Source organism: Aeromonas aquatica, assembly GCF_000764655.1.
GTDB classification, from domain to species: Bacteria; Pseudomonadota; Gammaproteobacteria; order Enterobacterales; family Aeromonadaceae; genus Aeromonas; species Aeromonas aquatica.
Window position 1 is genome coordinate 82,088 of record NZ_JRGL01000088.1, and the last position, 15,502, is coordinate 97,589.

Sequence of the window (15,502 nt, forward strand, 5' to 3'; positions counted from 1 at the left end):
CGAACTCCTTATTTGCCTGCGCTGTGGTCAATGACCTTGGTGGTGATGGTTTGCATCTGCTCGGCGGAGACGGGTTTGACCAGGGCGCCGGGACGGGCCTTCATCAGCCCCTCGACCACATACTGCTCCCCGGGGTTGAGGCCGCTGGTGACCAGCACCTTGTCCTCTATGCCCTGGCCCAGCTTGACCACCCTGGGTTCGACTTTGTTCTCGGCATTGACCACCATCACCATGCGATCGGCCTGGGATTGCACTATGGCGCGGGAGGGCACCAGGATGGCGTTCTGGCGTACCCCCAGTTCTATGGTCATGCGTACGAACTGGCCGGGCAGCAGAGTCCCCTGCTTGTTATCGAAGATGGCGCGCGCGCGTATGGTGCCGGTCTGGGGATCGACCCTGTTGTCGGAGAAGTTGAGATGGCCCGGCTGGGGATAGACGGAGCCGTCGGTCAGCCGGATATGGGTGCGCCAGTTGGCGTCCGTGTTGGCCTTGACCTGACCACTCTTGAGGAAATTATCGAAGATGAGGCGATCCTGCTCCGAATAGGAGAAGTTCACATAGAGAGGATCGAACTGGGTGATGGTGGTCAAGAGGCCATTGTCACCGCTGGTGGAGATGAGGCTGCCCTCGGACTGGGAGCTCTTGCTCGCCATGCCATCGATGGGGGCCGTGACCTGGGTGTAACCAAGGTTGAGCGCGGCCTCCTTTACCTGGGCCTGGGCCGCCTGCAGGGAGGCAACGGCCGCCTCATAGTTGGCGATGGTATCGTCGTAGTCCTTACGGCTCACCACCTGGCGACGGTAGAGCGGGATGATCCGTTCCCGGTCGGCGCGGGCCTTGTTGAGGCGGGCCTGCTCCTGGGCCAGACTGCCCTGGGCCTGCTCCAGCGCGGCCTGGTAGGGGGCCGGGTCGATCAGGAACAGCTCCTGATTGGCCTTGACCGGTTGGCCCTCCACATAGGTGCGTTTGAGCAGTATGCCGCTCACCCTGGAGCGCACCTCTATCTCGCGAAAGCCGGCCGTTTCGCCGACCACGTCGGTGGTGAGGGGCACATCGGCCGGGGTAACGGTGGCCACCACCACGGGGACCTGAGGTTGGGCCTGGGCATCGCCGTCTTTGTTATCGCCACAGCCCGCCAGCACACTGGCCAGTGCCAGGGCCATGCAACCGCGTTTGAATGTATTTTTCCTGATGCCTGAAACTTTCATCTTCACACTCCTGCCGATTGGGCCACGTATGGCTGTGCGCAATTTTATTATCAATGTGGCTTGTTAACGACATGTTTGCACATTTAACGCTTTGCTATATAACGGCTTTTTAATAATGGAGTGACAAAGTTGAACCGGAGCTGTTGTGCCTTGGCGGCAATGGGGGGAGAGGGCTGGGGAAGAGGGGAGGTCGCGACAGTCTGTGACGGGGAGGGCGAAGGGATAAACAGCAGCAAGACGTGGGGCAATTCCCGTGGGGGCCAGGGGCCCCCACGGGTGGCACATCAGGCGAAGCAGGCCCAGATGGGGGCGTGATCGGAGGGTTTCTCGATGCCGCGCAGCTCGTAATCGATGCCGGTCTCGGTCACTTTGTCCTTGAGCGCGTTGGACGCCATGATGAGATCGATGCGCAGGCCGCGGTTCTCGTCAAAGCCCTTGGAGCGGTAGTCAAACCAGGAGAAGCGCTCGCACTCGGTGGGGTTAGCGGCGCGGAAGGTGTCGGTCAGCCCGAAGCCTTTCAGGCGCTCCATCCACTCGCGTTCTATGGGCAGGAAGGAGCACTTGCCATCTCGCAGCCAGCGCTTGCGGTTCGCCTCGCCGATGCCGATGTCGAGATCGGTGGGGGAGATGTTCACATCGCCGATCAGCACCAGCGGATCGTCCGGGGTGTGGTGGGTCTCCAGGTAGTGCTGCAGGTCCTCGTAGAACTTCTGCTTGGCCGGGAACTTGGTCTCGTGATCCTGGCTCTCCCCTTGCGGGAAGTAGCCGTTCATTACCTTGATGAGGGAGCCGTCCTCGCGTTTGAAGCTGGCCATGATCATGCGGCGCTGGGCATCCTCGGGATCGGTCGGGAAGCCTTTTTGCACCTCGAGGGGCGGCTGCTTGCTCATGATCGCCACCCCGTAGTGACCCTTCTGGCCATGGAACACCACGTGATAGCCCATGGCCTCCACGTCGGCCACCGGGAAGGCGTCGTCGTGGACCTTGATCTCCTGCAGGCCGATCACATCCGGCTGGTGCTTGTCGATGATGGCTTGCAGCTGATGAAGACGGGCGCGCAGGCCATTGATATTGAAAGAGATGATCTTCATGTCCGGGATGCTCATGTCGTTTTTATTAGTCGCTATTGGACTAGGAATCCGCCGTGGATGCAAGTTCAGGGGCCGGGTGGCTGTGCCTGACCCGGCCTAGGTGAACCGGGCCGGGCCTTCGCAGCGGCGGCAGAGTGCTCAGCGGGTCATCTTCTTGACAAACACCACCACAAACAGCGCCAGCGTGAAGCTGCCGGTGAAGGCCTCGAAGGCGGCAAAGATCCGCGACAGGCCGATGGGGGTGAAGTCGCCGTAGCCCAGGGTGGTGAAGGTGACCACGCTGTAGTAGAGGCATTCGAGCAGGAAGATGGCGTTCTGCTCGAGGGACGCCTCGGGGCGGTAGATGAGGTGGTTGCCGTTGAAGCTCAGGCCGAAGAAGAAGTAGAAGATGCTGCAGATGAGGATCAGCAACAGGGAGAACAGCACCACCCGCATGGGGGCCTCACCGTAGCCGCAGAACAGATCCACTATCCAGGAGGCGAAACGCTGGTAGGAGCAGAGCGGCAGCTGCAGCCGGCGCATGGTCAGCTCCTGCTGGATGTAGCGGCCGGACATGGTGAAGATGCCCTGGGCCTCCGAGGCCTTGCGCAGATCCCGGTAGGTCTCCTCCGCCTCCTTGAACCAGATGCGGGCCTGCGCCGGATCCCGCTCGCTTCGCCCCTTTCTGTCCTGCATCAGCCGCTTGCCGGTATCCAGATTGTCGAGCCGGGTGTTCTTCCAGCGCAGGCCGAGCAGGTTGATGTCGTGCAGCTGGGCGCAGTGCAGGTTGGCGTCGCTGAGGTCCGCCTTCATCAGGCTGCCGCCGCGAAAGCGGATGCCGTAGAGGTGGGCGCCGCGCAGGTTGGCGCGATAGAGGTTGCACTGCTCCAGCAGGAAGCCCTGGGGATCCTGCTTGTTCACCAGGTTGAGGCCGGCCAGCTCGGCGCGGGCCAGCTGCAGGCCGTGGCAGAGCCCGCCCTGGCGAACGTAGTTCTCCAGCGCCTGGGCGGTGTCGGGGGATTGGTGATCGGCCTGGGGATCGTGCCAGCGGCACAAGTCGTGATCCCCCGCCTCTTCGCTGCAGTGGCGGCCATCCGCCACCAGATATCGGCACATCGCCATGCTGTCGCCTCTCCTTGCTGAGTCTGTATCAGCATAGGTGAGGCGCCGGCTCGGCTGGCTAGTTGAACTGGTTAAATTCCTGGCGCAGCTTGCGGAAGCGATCCTGCTGGGCGGGATTCAAGGGGATTCCTTCCAGCACATCCAGGGTCTCCTTGCACTCGGCGCCGAATTCCGGACTCTTGCGGTTCTTCTGCATCAGCTGTAGCAGCACCTGGATCTTGTTGAGGGCGGCGCCGGTATTGGCGGGGGCCCGGCGCAGCGCCTCGCGGAAGTGGCCGAGGGCCTGCTCCAGCTCCCCGCCCTGATAGGCCTTGATGCCAAGGTCGTTGAGCTGCTGATAGCGCTGGCGCCGCTCCTGCACCGTCTTGTCATCCCGGGTGACCTGAATGCAGGTGGTCAGCAGCCTGTCCTCGTCCTCCGCCAGCAGCGCCTGCAGGCTCTCGGCATACTCGAACTCGCCGAGCTGGTAGAGCGCGAGTATGGTCTCCCCCAGCAGGGCGGGGGGCATGGTCGCCGGTTGATCCAGCCAGTTCTGGTTCGCGCGATAGAGCATCTTCTTCCCTTTGAGCAGCTCGCCGAGAGCGATCTGCACCCTGGCCTGGCAGATCTGCTCGAACACCGGGTAGTTGAACTCCGCCATCATCAGGGAATCGCGGATCCGTGACAGGGCCGAGTTCACCTGCTTTTGCAGGTTGGCGATGTGGTAGCCGTCGTTGCTGTTGAGGGCGTAGAGGGTGAGGGTCTGGATATAGGCCCCGAGATAATGCGGGGTGCGGTGGATGGAGTTGCGCGACAGATCGATGAGGGACAGCAACACATCCTTGGCCTGACCGTAGTCGTGACGCAGCAGGCAGACCTCCGCCAGACGGCGGGAGAGCTGTACCGACTGGGGGGATATGTCCACCGCCCGCCGCAGCTCCTGCTGGGCGAGCTCCCCCTTGCCAAGGGCGAGCTGGGATTCCGCCAGCCAGAGGTGTGCCTCCACCATTAGCGGGGTGTTCCTGAGGGTCGCCTGCAGGTGGCTCACCGCCTCCTCGTGCAGCCCGAGCGTGTGGCAGGCCTTGCCCAGGGTCAGCCGGGCCCAGCTGTTCTCCTGTCCGGCCAGCAGTTGGCGCATCAGGCTGCGCGCCTCCCTGGCCTGGCCGAGCTTGAGCTGGGTATCGGCCTGCAGGCAGCGGCAGAAGTTGGCGAAACGCGGCACCGTATCGGCCTGGGCGGCGCAGGCGGCGATGAGTGCCGGCAGATCGTTCTGGGTGAGGGCGATGAAGACGCTCTCCAGCGCCTGACGACGGGCGAGGGCCCGCTTCAAGCGAAACGAGAACTGCTCCTGGGAGAAGGGCTTCATCAGGTATTCGTCGGGCTCGGCCTCGAGGGCGCTCAGCACCATGGCCCTCGAGCTGTCGCTGCTGACCATGATCACCACGCTCTGGGGCGGGATCAGTTGCTGGTTGCGCAGGCTCTCCAGCAGTTGGCGACCATTTTCGCCTGCTCCCAGCTCGTAGTCGAGCAGGTAGATGTCGAAGGTCTCTTTCTGGCAGCGACGCCGCGCCTCGTCGGCCGAGTTGATGTAGGTGATGCGGTTGATGCCGATGTTGATCAGCATCGCCTTCATCATCATCTGGAAGGAGCGCTGTTCATTGACCAGCAGGATGCGCTTGGGTTTGGGTTGGGCTTTCTTCTCTGGCTCGGGATCCGGTGTCTGCATCAGTCTTGAGTCAAGGCGCTACGGGCGGTAAGGGAAGTGTGCCACCAAAGTTCGCAGGCAGGCAATCCGATGGCGCAATTGCCCCGCGCTTTCCCTCCCAAATCGGCGACCGATCATCGCTGTCCGGTCGCCGTGTGCGGCGCTCACTGCGCTTGAAGATGTCAGCTCAAGGCTTCTTCTGCTGCAAGTAGGGGGCAAACTGGGGGGTATACCGGCTCTCGAAGCCCTGCGCCGTCTTGACGATGAGATAGACCGCGAGCCGGTGGGCCCTGGCAAACGCCATCGCCTGCTCGGGCCCCATCACCATGAGGGCGGTATCGAGGGCGTCGGCTTCCAGCGCAGTCGGGGTCAGCACGCTGGCAGAGACCAGCTTGTGGGTCACGGGCTGACCGGTGGCGGGGTCGATGATGTGGGAGTAGCGCCGACCATCCAGCTCGTAATAGTTGCGATAGCTGCCGGCGGTGCTGAGCGCCATGCCGTTCGGGACAACCACGTCTTCGATGGCGCCCGGGTTGTCCGAGGGCTCGACGATGGCCACCCGCCAGAGGTTGCCCTGGCTGTTATGGCCCTTGCTGCGCACCGCGCCCGCCACCTCGATGAGGTAGTTGTTGACCCCTTTGGCCTCCAGCAGGGCGGCTATCTCGTCGGCGGCGGCCCCCTCTCCCAGGGTGGAGAGATCCAGATACAGATCCGGGATGGACTTGCCGAGCAGGAAGCGTTCCCCTTGCCGGCTCAGGCTCAGCTTGTCGATGCCCACCCGCTGGCGGGCCTCGGCGATCTGCTCGTCGCTGGGGCGCTTGACCGGGCGCTTGTCCGGCCCAAAGCCCCACAAATTGACCAGGGGCCCCACAGTCACATCCAGCTTGCCGCCGGTGAGGTGCCCGGCGGCTATGCCCTGCTGCACTATCTTCGCCATGCCGGCCGGGATGCGCATGGGCTCCTTGCCCGTGCTTTGATTGAAGCGGGAGATGAGGGAGCCCGGATCATAGGTAGAGATCTCCTTGTTCATCCGTGCCAGCAGGGTATCGAGCTCGCGTTGCAACGCCTCCTTGCCGCCAGGGAAAGGATCGTTCACCGTCACCACGTAGTAAGTACCCATGGTGTTGCCCTGAATGCGGGTCAGGGGTGGCGAGGCGGGCTGGCAGGCACTGAGCAGCAACGTCAGGGCTAACAGCAGGCCGCGCAGGGCAGGGGCCTTGGTGGGAACATGGGCTTGGGAAGGGAGGCGCATCCAGTATTCTCGCGGGACAAGATTAGGCAGGAAGGCAGCTTAGCCAAGGGGGCTCGGGCTGACGAGTCTCCTGCCTGTACAGGCGGTGGAAATAATTAAGCGGTTCAGGGTGTTGACCGGCCAAATCTGTTCCAAAGTTGAATGTGTCCGGGCTCAAACAGGTGACTTGGTCCGCAGCTTTGAGCAAAAGCCATAGTCGAATGACGACAGTTAAGTACAATAATGAAGATCGATTATGACAGCATCTTTGCCCATCGCCGGTGCGAGTTTGCAGGCAAGCGTGTTGCCATTCATTGCCAATCAAAGGAGAAGATGATGAAGAAGGTAATTACCCTGCTGTTTCTGAGTGCCCTGGCCGCCCCGGCCCTGGCCGATGAGTGCGCATTGGTCATCGAGGGCAATGATGCCATGCAGTACAACCTCAAGGAAATGAGCGTCCCCGCCACCTGCAAAGAGGTGACCATCACCCTCAATCACACGGGCAAGATGCCGGTGACCGCCATGGGTCATAACTGGGTACTGGCGAACACCGCCGATTATCAGGCCGTCGCCACCGCCGGCATGAGCGCCGGTGCCGATCACGATTACCTGCCCAAGGAAGATGCCCGGATCCTGGCGCACACCAAGCTGGTGGGCGGTGGCGAGAGTGCCAGCGTCACCTTCAAGACCGATGGCCTCGCCGGCAAGGATCTCACCTTCTTCTGCTCCTTCCCCGGTCACTTCGCCATGATGAAGGGCAGCTTCAAGGTCAACTAAGCCGCTCGTCCTCGTCATGAAAAAAGCCGGGATCTCCCGGCTTTTTTATTTTTGCCGCATTGAGTTTACGTCGGGGAAAAGGGCGGTGAATAAGCACCTCTTTTCATGATCTGACCGGCGGTAGCCGGAGAATCGATGAGATAGAATGGGCCGCAAACGGGCCAGCGTCCCGCCGATGAACCGAACGGATAGAGAGAATGAGAGCAGTCAAATGGGTGCTCGGCTGCTGCCTGATGCTGATGTGCGCTATCGCGTTGGCGGCGGAGCCCCCGGTCAAGAAGAGCCGCAACGGCATCTGCCACCCCAAGGGCGGCACCTACTACAGCCGCACCAAGTACTATGAACCCTACGACAGCATGCAGGCTTGCCTCGATAGTGGGGGCCGGGCCCCCAAACGCTGATCTTGCCTGCTGTTTAGCCGAGTGGCTGCAGGGTAAAGAAGGCGATGGCCGTCTTCTTCTGACACTCCAGTCGTATGCTCTCTTCCCCCGTGACCAGCAGCGTCTCGTTGACCGCGACGGCTCGGCCATCCACCTCGAGCTGGCCACTCAGCAGATGGCAGAGGTAGGTCTTGTCTGTATCCAGACTGAGGCTCAGCGGGAAGGGCACATTGAGCACCCGCACGTTGGCGCTGATGCGCTCGGGATCATAGATGAGCCCCAGATCCGTCACCTCTTTCTTCAGCAGCTCGCAGTGGGTCTCGTCATCGCCGCTGAAATGGGCGGCCTCAAAGGTGGCGTAAGGGTGGCCGTTGAGCACGAAACCGGCCCCGCCGATGGGCAGCAGGATGCGCTGATAACCGGGAAACTTGGAGAAGGGGCCTGCCCCCTTGATGGGGGCCGAGCTGAGTCGGTAGTCAAAATCGAGCTTGTCCAGACTCGCCCCCCTGGGGGAGATGAGGATCTGGGCCGTGGTGCCCTGCTTGTTCTTCCAGGGCATCTTCAGTTGGTCAGACTCTTTAATCAGGGTGATCACTATGGCGCCTCGGCTGTGGGAGTGGGCAAGGAGGCCAAGTGATACCATCCCGCGGACGGGCCCACAAGGCGGCCCGCGCCCCGCGGTGTGCGGTTGCCCACTATTTCGACACTCTGGCCTGCTTTGTAGCCGCGACGCCCTCCTTGCCACCGCCGCTGCTCAAAATGGCGCCAGTCGGTGCGGATGGAGCAAACGAAACCGCGAGGCTGTGATCCCGGCGCTGTTAAACCGGCCATGGGCCGCTACACTGGCAGCTCTGTCGTATGGAGGCACCATGACCCACAAGATCATTCTGGATACGGATCCCGGCATCGACGATGCCATGGCAATACTCTTCGCCGAGGCGCACCCCGCCATCGAGCTGCTCGCCATCACCACCGTCTTTGGCAATGCCACCATCGAACATGGCACCCACAACGCGCTCTGGCTCAAGCAGAAATATGGCATGAAGGCCGACGTGGCTCAGGGAGCGGCGGCACCACTTCTGCGCGAGCCGGTCGGGCCGACCACAGTGGTGCACGGTCCCACCGGTTTTGGGGACGTGACGGCCGGGGAGGTGAGCATCAGCGCAGACTCCCGCCCGGCCTGGCAATATATCGTCGAGGCGCTGAAGGCCGCCCCCGGCGAGATCACCCTGGTGACCATAGGGCCGCTTACCAACCTGGCATTGGCACTGGCGCAGGCACCCGAGATCACCAAGTTGGTGAAGCAGGTGGTGGTGATGGGAGGCGCCTTTGGCGTCAACGGCCATCGCGGCAACGTGACCCCCTATGCGGAGGCCAATATCCACGACGATCCCGAGGCCGCGGATGCGGTGTTCACTGCCGACTGGCCCGTGGTGATCATCGGACTGGACGTGACCCAGCAGAGCTTCTTCAGCGGCGCTTATCTGGATGCCCTGCGGGACGAGGCGGGAGAGCCGGGCCGATTCCTGTGGGACGTTAGCCGTTTCTACCTGCGCTTCTACTCGGAGCGGATCGGTCTGGACGGTTGCCATGTGCACGATCCCTCCGCCATCGCCTATGTGGTCGACCCCGAGCTGTTCACCCTGCGGGATGGGCCGGTGCGGGTCATCGACAGTGGCCCCGCCATCGGGCATACCCTGCAAAAATTCGATGGCAAGTCCCATCCCCACGATGAGTGGGCCGACTATCCCGCCCAGCGGGTCGGGGTGGCGGTGCGGGATCAGGCCCTGCTCTCGCTCTATCGCGAGACGCTGGTGGCCTGGGGCAAGGGGCACTGAGGCCGATAGGCAAAGCGTGATGCCCACCCGATAATTGCGCGTCGGTGCGGCCTATACTGGCGAAAACGAGGTTCAAGGAGGAGTCAAATGGCCTGGTTGTCTTTGCTGGTGGCGATTGCCCTGATCTGGTGGCTGATGAAACTGGGCCGTGGTGCCCTGTTCGAGATCCGCTTGCAGCCCGGGAAACTGGTGGTGAAGCGGGGCTCGGTACCGCCACGCTTCCTGGCCCAGGCCAAGCAGATCCTGCTGCAGGATCCGGTACGGGGGCGTATCCTGGGCCAGCGCGATGGCAACGGCGTCAGGCTGGTGTTCTCCCGCTCCATCCCCGAACCCGTGGCCCAGCGGCTGCGCAACGTCTTCCCCTATGCCGACTATCGCGCTGCCGCACCGGATGGGCGCAAGCCCCGTTAGCCGCAGATGAACAATAAAAAGCCGGGCCATTGCCCGGCTTTTTTCTGTTCTTGGCCCGGCTCCGCATCAGCGGGCCTCCTCCTGCAAGGGGGCGATCGCCTCGATCAGAAAATCGATGAAGGCGCGGGTCTGGGGCTTCAGGAAGCGGCCACCGCGAAACACCGCGTAGATCTCGTCATGGCGATCCTCATAAGGAGAGGCTTGCCAGTCGGGCAGCACGGATTGCAGGGAGCCGTCGTCCAGTCCTTGCTGCACCATCCAGCTCGACAGCAACAAGAGGCCGCAGCCAGCCTGGGCCGCGCACAATAACGGCGTGCCCCCGACGGAGGCGAGGTTGCCTTGCACCGCGACCTTGCGCCGCTCTGCTCCCCGCCGAAAATGCCAGTGCTGGCGCTGTCGCCCCTGACCGCGGATCAGGCAGTTGTGGGTGGCAAGCTCATCGGGGTGGCCGGGCTTGCCCTGTTGCGCCAGGTAGCCGGGGGAGGCGACCAGCAGGGTGCGGTTGGTGAGCAACTTGCGGGCATGCAGGCCGCTGTCGGCCGGGCGTCCGATGCGAAGGGCCACATCCACGTTGTCGGCATCGAGATCCACCAGTCGGTTGTCGAGCTCAATCTCGAGTCGCACCCCGGGATAGCGGGCCAGAAACGCGGGCAGCCGTGGCGCCAGCCAGGCCGCCCCGAAGCTTTCGAACACCGAGACCCGTAGCGGCCCTCGGGGAGCCTCCGGCAGGGGCTGGAGGGATTGCACCAGCTGATCGGCCTCCTCCAGCAGGCGCACCGAACGGGCGAGGAAGTACTCTCCCTGCTCGGTCAGCACCAGCTGGCGGGTGCTGCGTTTGAACAGCGGTACCCCTAGCTGCTGCTCAAGGGTGTCTATGGTGCGGGTCACCGAGGAGGGGGCCAGGTTGAGGGCGCGGGCGGCGCGGGAGAAGCTGCCGGATTCCACCACCTGGGCCAGGATGCGAATGCGATCCAGCATGAGGTTACCTTTGCGTTTAATGCAAAACTGTTGCCGATGATGACGATATTCTATTCATAAGTGGAAAGATGAACAATGTCCCTGTCGCCCGCAACGGGCATCTTCACGGGAGTATTGTCATGTCAGATCGTATCCAGCTTGCCAGCCAGGCCCCCGCCGCCATCAAGGCCATGATGGGCCTCGAATCCTATCTCGGCGGGAGCGACATTCCGCTGTCGCTCAAGGAGCTCATCAAGTTGCGGGCCTCCATGCTCAACGGTTGCGCTTACTGCATCGAGATGCACGCCGAGGTGGCGATGCAGCAGCAGGAGAGCCCGCAACGCCTGCTGGCGCTGGCCGCCTGGCGGGAGTCCCCCCTGTTTGATGCCAGGGAGCGGGCCGTGCTGGCCCTGACCGATGAGGTGACCCGGATCGCAGACCATGGCTTGAGCGAGGAGACTTATCAGCAGGGGCTGGTGCAACTCGGTGAAACCTTGTTGGCCCAGTGCCTGATGCAGATAGTCACCATCAACGCCTGGAACCGGATCGCGGTCGCCACCAGAATGGAGCATCAGCACCGCTGAGGCAGGATTTATCGCTGCCATGACCGCGCATATCTGGCAATAAATGTTGCAAATTCTGTCGCATAAGGCACGTAACGGGTCTCAAAGGGAGGCCCGTTTTTCATCTGGTCCCGAGGAGACGAGAGGATTTTATGCTGGATTGGTGGCCTCTTTTGAGGCTTTGCTGGAAGTTAATCATACCATTGTTTGATTAATTAATTTTTGTTTTTAGCCGAAAATACCCTGATCCAAATCAAGGTTGTAGTCGTGGATAAATGCTCATGAAGGGTTATTAATGAGGAAGATCAGGTATTGACGATGAAAATAATAAGGCTTGGCAGACGTGTCGCTCAATTAGTGAGCAATAAAGAAGGGGAGTGTAATTAACGAAAGATGAATTGCCAGCTTATGACTTCGATAAAGTCGGGCCTGTCAAGTCCTTAACATTTGTAGCACGCCAATAGCCTCAAAAAACACAATTGATGGATTAATTTTTCATGTTGTTCACATGCCGTTCAGATGCAATAAAATGCCGCATTTTTATGACATCAACGCCTTCGGAAGGTGAGGACACGGCATGAGACCTGGTGATTTGAAGAGGGGTTTGGGTGCTTTGCTGTTGATTGCAGTCACCGGCTTGCTGAGTGGTTGTGACATGGCTCTGATGAGCCCTAAAGGGCAGGTAGGCCTGGAACAGCGATCACTGATATTAACGGCCCTCGGGCTGATGTTAATCGTGGTGATCCCGGTGATTGTGATGGCGGTGGTATTCTCTCGTAAATACAGAGCATCCAATACCGGCGCAACATATACCCCGAATTGGGCCCACTCCACCAAGATTGAGGCAGTCGTCTGGACGGTTCCCGTCATTATCATCGTCATTCTGGCGATCATTACCTGGAAAACGTCCCACGATCTGGACCCCTACAAACCGCTGGAATCGGATGTCAAACCGATCCAGGTCGATGTTATTTCCCTCGACTGGAAGTGGCTGTTTGTCTATCCGGAACTGGGTATCGCCTCGGTCAACGAATTGGCCTTCCCGATCAATACCCCCATCAATTTCCGGGTAACCTCGGATACCGTGATGAACTCCTTCTTCATTCCGCAACTCGGTGGCCAGATCTATGCCATGGCCGGTATGCAGACCAAGCTGCACCTGATCGCCAACGAGGCGGGTCAGTACAAGGGGATCTCGGGCAGCTACAGCGGTGCCGGATTCTCGGGCATGAAGTTCAAGGCCATCGCCACCCAGGATCAAGCCGGTTTCGACGCCTGGGTTGCCAAGGTGAAGCAGTCGCCGAAGATGCTGAGCACCATGGGTGAGTTCGATACCCTGGCCAAGAAGAGCGAAAACCACCCGGTGGAGTACTTCGCCAGCGCCGATCCCAAGCTGTTCGTCAATGTGATCAACAAGTTCATGGGTGACATGAAACCCGCGGATCACAAAGGCATGAAACATGACGCCACTGCCAAGCAGGGCGAGGAGATGGACATGGCCGGGATGAATCACGAAGACATGGCAGAGGCCGGACATGAAGATCATGCCGGGCACATGGCCATGCCGATGGATGACAAGAGTGTGAAAGCAGGATCCGAGGAATAATCGATGTTTGGAAAATTAACACTCGAGGCTGTCCCGTACCATGAACCCATTATCATGGTCACGATAGCCGGTATCATTTTGGGTGGGCTGGCCATCGCCGGTCTCATCACCTATTACGGCAAGTGGCGGTATCTGTGGCAGGAGTGGTTCACTTCTGTGGATCACAAGCGCCTCGGTATCATGTATCTCATCCTAGGGATGGTCATGCTGCTGCGCGGCTTCGCCGATGCGGTGATGATGCGTACCCAGCAGGTCATGGCCTCGGCCGGGGGCGAGGGCATATTGCCACCGCACCACTACGACCAGATCTTCACCGCCCACGGCGTCATCATGATCTTCTTCGTGGCCATGCCGCTGGTGATCGGCCTGATGAACATCGTCGTGCCGCTGCAGATCGGCGCCCGTGACGTCGCCTTCCCCTTCCTGAACAACCTGAGCTTCTGGTTTACCGCCGCAGCCGTGGTGCTGATCAACGTCTCCCTCGGGGTCGGTGAATTCGCCCAGACCGGCTGGCTGGCCTATCCGCCCTTGTCGGGGCTGGAGTTCAGTCCGGGCGTCGGGGTCGATTACTGGATCTGGAGCCTGCAGATCTCGGGTCTGGGGACCCTGCTGACCGGTGTCAACTTCTTTGCCACCATCATCCGGATGCGTACCCCGGGCATGACCATGATGCGTCTGCCGGTGTTCACCTGGACCGCCCTGTGCGCCAACATCCTGATCATCGCCTCCTTCCCGATCCTGACCGTCACCATCGCCCTGCTGACCGCAGACCGCTACCTGGGTACCCATTTCTTTACCAATGACATGGGTGGCAACATGATGATGTACATCAACCTGATCTGGGCCTGGGGTCACCCCGAGGTGTATATCCTGGTGCTGCCGGTGTTCGGGGTCTTCTCCGAGGTGGTGGCGACCTTCTGCAAGAAGAAGCTGTTCGGTTACACCTCCCTGGTGTGGGCTACCCTGGCCATCACAGTGCTCGCCTTCGTGGTCTGGTTGCACCACTTCTTCACCATGGGCTCGGGCGCCAACGTGAATGCCTTCTTCGGCATCGCCACCATGATCATCTCCATCCCGACCGGGGTGAAGATCTTCAACTGGCTGTTCACCATGTATCGCGGCCGCATCGAGTTCAGCTCGCCCATGCTGTGGACCGTCGGCTTCATCATCACCTTCACCGTCGGTGGCATGACCGGGGTACTGCTCTCCGTGCCGGCCGCCAACTTCGTGCTGCACAACAGCCTGTTCCTGATCGCCCACTTCCACAACGTCATCATCGGCGGCGTGGTGTTCGGTTGCTTCGCCGGTATCACCTACTGGTTCCCCAAAGCGTTCGGCTTCAAGCTGGATGACGTCTGGGGCAAGCGTGCCTTCTGGTTCTGGATCACCGGTTTCTTCGTCGCCTTCATGCCGCTCTACGTACTGGGCTTCATGGGCATGACCCGTCGCGTCAGCCAGAACATCGAGCCCGAGTACCACGGCTGGTTGGTGGTGGCCGCCTGCGGCGCCGGCCTGATTGCCATCGGCGTCTTGTGCCAGCTGATCCAGGTCGTGGTCAGTATCCGTGACCGCGAGAAGAACCGCGATCTGACCGGCGATCCCTGGGGTGGCCGTACCCTGGAGTGGTCTACTTCCTCGCCGCCGCCCTTCTACAACTTCGCCATCGAGCCGCAGGTCAAGGGGCTGGATGCCTTCTGGGAAGCCAAGGAAGACGGTAGCGCCTACCGCCAGCCGGCCCAGTATGCCCCCATCCACATGCCGAAGAACTCCGGTGCCGGTGTCATCATCGCCGCCTTCAGTGTGGTGTTTGGTTTCGCCATGATCTGGCACATCTGGTGGATGGCCATCGCCGGCTTCGTCGGCATGATCGGCACCTGGATCATCCACAGCTTCAACGACGATGTGGACTACTACGTACAGGTTGACGAGATCGAGCGCATCGAAGGTCAGCATTTCGACAACATCAACAAGGTAGCCTGACGCTATGGCAACGGACGTTTTACATCACATTCACGGCGCCCATGAGGATCATGGGCACCACGATGCCGGTGCCACCAAGGTGTTCGGCTTCTGGATCTACCTGATGAGCGACTGCATCCTGTTTGCGACCCTGTTCGCAACCTATGCAGTCCTGGTCAACGGCACCGCCGGTGGTCCCACCGGCAAGGACATCTTCGAACTGCCGTTCGTGTTCGCCGAAACCATGTTGCTGCTGCTGAGCTCCATCACCTTCGGCTTTGGCATGCTGGCCATGAACAAGAACAAGGTAGCCGCCGTCAACGGCTGGCTGCTGGTGACCTTCCTGTTCGGTGCCGGCTTCATCGCCATGGAGATCTACGAGTTCCATCACCTGATCGCCGAAGGCTTCGGCCCGCAGCGCAGCGGCTTCCTGTCCGCCTTCTTCACCCTGGTCGGTACCCACGGTATCCACGTGACCAGCGGCCTTATCTGGATCATCGTGATGATGGTGCTGATCTCTAAGAAGGGGCTGACCGAGCGCAACCGAACTCGCCTGATGTGCCTGAGCCTGTTCTGGCACTTCCTGGACGTGGTGTGGATCTGCGTCTTCACCGTGGTCTACCTGATGGGGGTCATGTAAATGAGTCATTCCGTTGATATTTACTGGGCCAGCCACGGCAGTGCCAGAACCTATCT

The 15,502-nt window shown here is 60.8% G+C and carries 15 protein-coding genes; 8 read left to right on the plus strand and 7 right to left on the minus strand.

The window, feature by feature from the left end; translation table 11 throughout:
• Nucleotides 1–8: 8 nt before the first annotated feature.
• The 5 genes from LG30_RS0109000 to LG30_RS0109020 all read right to left on the minus strand — a co-directional run bounded on the left by LG30_RS0109000 (nucleotide 9) and on the right by LG30_RS0109020 (nucleotide 6,336).
• Nucleotides 9–1,208: an efflux RND transporter periplasmic adaptor subunit gene (locus tag LG30_RS0109000; protein ID WP_033130372.1), complete on the minus strand. Its 1,200-nt coding sequence runs from the start codon at nucleotides 1,206–1,208 to the stop codon at nucleotides 9–11.
• A gap of 284 nt (nucleotides 1,209–1,492) precedes the next feature.
• Complete coding sequence (gene xthA / locus LG30_RS0109005) at nucleotides 1,493–2,299, minus strand: exodeoxyribonuclease III (RefSeq protein ID WP_033130373.1); 807 nt, start codon at nucleotides 2,297–2,299, stop codon at nucleotides 1,493–1,495.
• 138 nt (nucleotides 2,300–2,437) lie between these two features.
• Complete coding sequence (locus LG30_RS0109010; RefSeq protein WP_033130374.1) at nucleotides 2,438–3,400, minus strand: pentapeptide repeat-containing protein; 963 nt, start codon at nucleotides 3,398–3,400, stop codon at nucleotides 2,438–2,440.
• 58 nt (nucleotides 3,401–3,458) lie between these two features.
• Nucleotides 3,459–5,105, minus strand: coding sequence for a tetratricopeptide repeat-containing response regulator (locus tag LG30_RS0109015; protein ID WP_033130375.1), 1,647 nt, complete (start codon nucleotides 5,103–5,105; stop codon nucleotides 3,459–3,461).
• A 166-nt stretch (nucleotides 5,106–5,271) separates the two neighbouring features.
• A complete protein-coding gene (locus LG30_RS0109020) occupies nucleotides 5,272–6,336 on the minus strand; it encodes an FAD:protein FMN transferase (protein ID WP_052100947.1) in 1,065 nt (354 codons plus the stop codon).
• Between the two features lie 315 nt (nucleotides 6,337–6,651).
• On the opposite strand from LG30_RS0109020, the gene azu reads away from it, so the two are divergent.
• Nucleotides 6,652–7,092 carry an azurin gene (gene azu, locus LG30_RS0109025; RefSeq protein WP_033130406.1) on the plus strand — a complete coding sequence of 147 codons (441 nt, stop codon included), beginning with the start codon at nucleotides 6,652–6,654 and terminating at the stop codon, nucleotides 7,090–7,092.
• A gap of 197 nt (nucleotides 7,093–7,289) precedes the next feature.
• The gene (locus tag LG30_RS0109030) at nucleotides 7,290–7,493 is read left to right on the plus strand and encodes a hypothetical protein (protein WP_033130376.1); all 204 of its coding nucleotides are present in this window, start codon (nucleotides 7,290–7,292) and stop codon (nucleotides 7,491–7,493) included.
• Between the two features lie 13 nt (nucleotides 7,494–7,506).
• On the opposite strand, the gene LG30_RS0109035 is transcribed toward LG30_RS0109030, so the two are convergent.
• Nucleotides 7,507–8,067 carry a HutD family protein gene (locus LG30_RS0109035; protein WP_033130377.1) on the minus strand — a complete coding sequence of 187 codons (561 nt, stop codon included), beginning with the start codon at nucleotides 8,065–8,067 and terminating at the stop codon, nucleotides 7,507–7,509.
• 274 nt (nucleotides 8,068–8,341) lie between these two features.
• Here LG30_RS0109035 and LG30_RS0109040 point away from each other — a divergent pair, with 274 nt between their 5' ends.
• Nucleotides 8,342–9,310, plus strand: coding sequence for a nucleoside hydrolase (locus LG30_RS0109040; RefSeq protein WP_033130378.1), 969 nt, complete (start codon nucleotides 8,342–8,344; stop codon nucleotides 9,308–9,310).
• Between the two features lie 87 nt (nucleotides 9,311–9,397).
• Complete coding sequence (locus LG30_RS0109045; RefSeq protein WP_033130379.1) at nucleotides 9,398–9,721, plus strand: DUF3634 family protein; 324 nt, start codon at nucleotides 9,398–9,400, stop codon at nucleotides 9,719–9,721.
• A gap of 66 nt (nucleotides 9,722–9,787) precedes the next feature.
• On the opposite strand, the gene LG30_RS0109050 is transcribed toward LG30_RS0109045, so the two are convergent.
• Nucleotides 9,788–10,699, minus strand: coding sequence for a LysR family transcriptional regulator (locus tag LG30_RS0109050; RefSeq protein WP_033130380.1), 912 nt, complete (start codon nucleotides 10,697–10,699; stop codon nucleotides 9,788–9,790).
• 119 nt (nucleotides 10,700–10,818) lie between these two features.
• Here LG30_RS0109050 and LG30_RS0109055 point away from each other — a divergent pair, with 119 nt between their 5' ends.
• The 4 genes from LG30_RS0109055 (at nucleotide 10,819) to LG30_RS0109070 (ending at nucleotide 15,446) form a co-directional block, all read left to right on the plus strand.
• Nucleotides 10,819–11,262, plus strand: coding sequence for a carboxymuconolactone decarboxylase family protein (locus tag LG30_RS0109055; protein ID WP_033130381.1), 444 nt, complete (start codon nucleotides 10,819–10,821; stop codon nucleotides 11,260–11,262).
• Nucleotides 11,263–11,818: 556 nt separating this feature from the next.
• Nucleotides 11,819–12,847 carry a cytochrome o ubiquinol oxidase subunit II gene (gene cyoA / locus LG30_RS0109060; RefSeq protein ID WP_081966107.1) on the plus strand — a complete coding sequence of 343 codons (1,029 nt, stop codon included), beginning with the start codon at nucleotides 11,819–11,821 and terminating at the stop codon, nucleotides 12,845–12,847.
• Between the two features lie 3 nt (nucleotides 12,848–12,850).
• On the plus strand, nucleotides 12,851–14,827 hold the full coding sequence (gene cyoB, locus LG30_RS0109065; protein WP_033130383.1) for a cytochrome o ubiquinol oxidase subunit I: 1,977 nt from the start codon (nucleotides 12,851–12,853) through the stop codon (nucleotides 14,825–14,827).
• 4 nt (nucleotides 14,828–14,831) lie between these two features.
• Nucleotides 14,832–15,446, plus strand: a complete 615-nt coding sequence (locus LG30_RS0109070; protein ID WP_033130384.1) for a cytochrome o ubiquinol oxidase subunit III — start codon at nucleotides 14,832–14,834, stop codon at nucleotides 15,444–15,446.
• Nucleotides 15,447–15,502 lie beyond the last annotated feature (56 nt).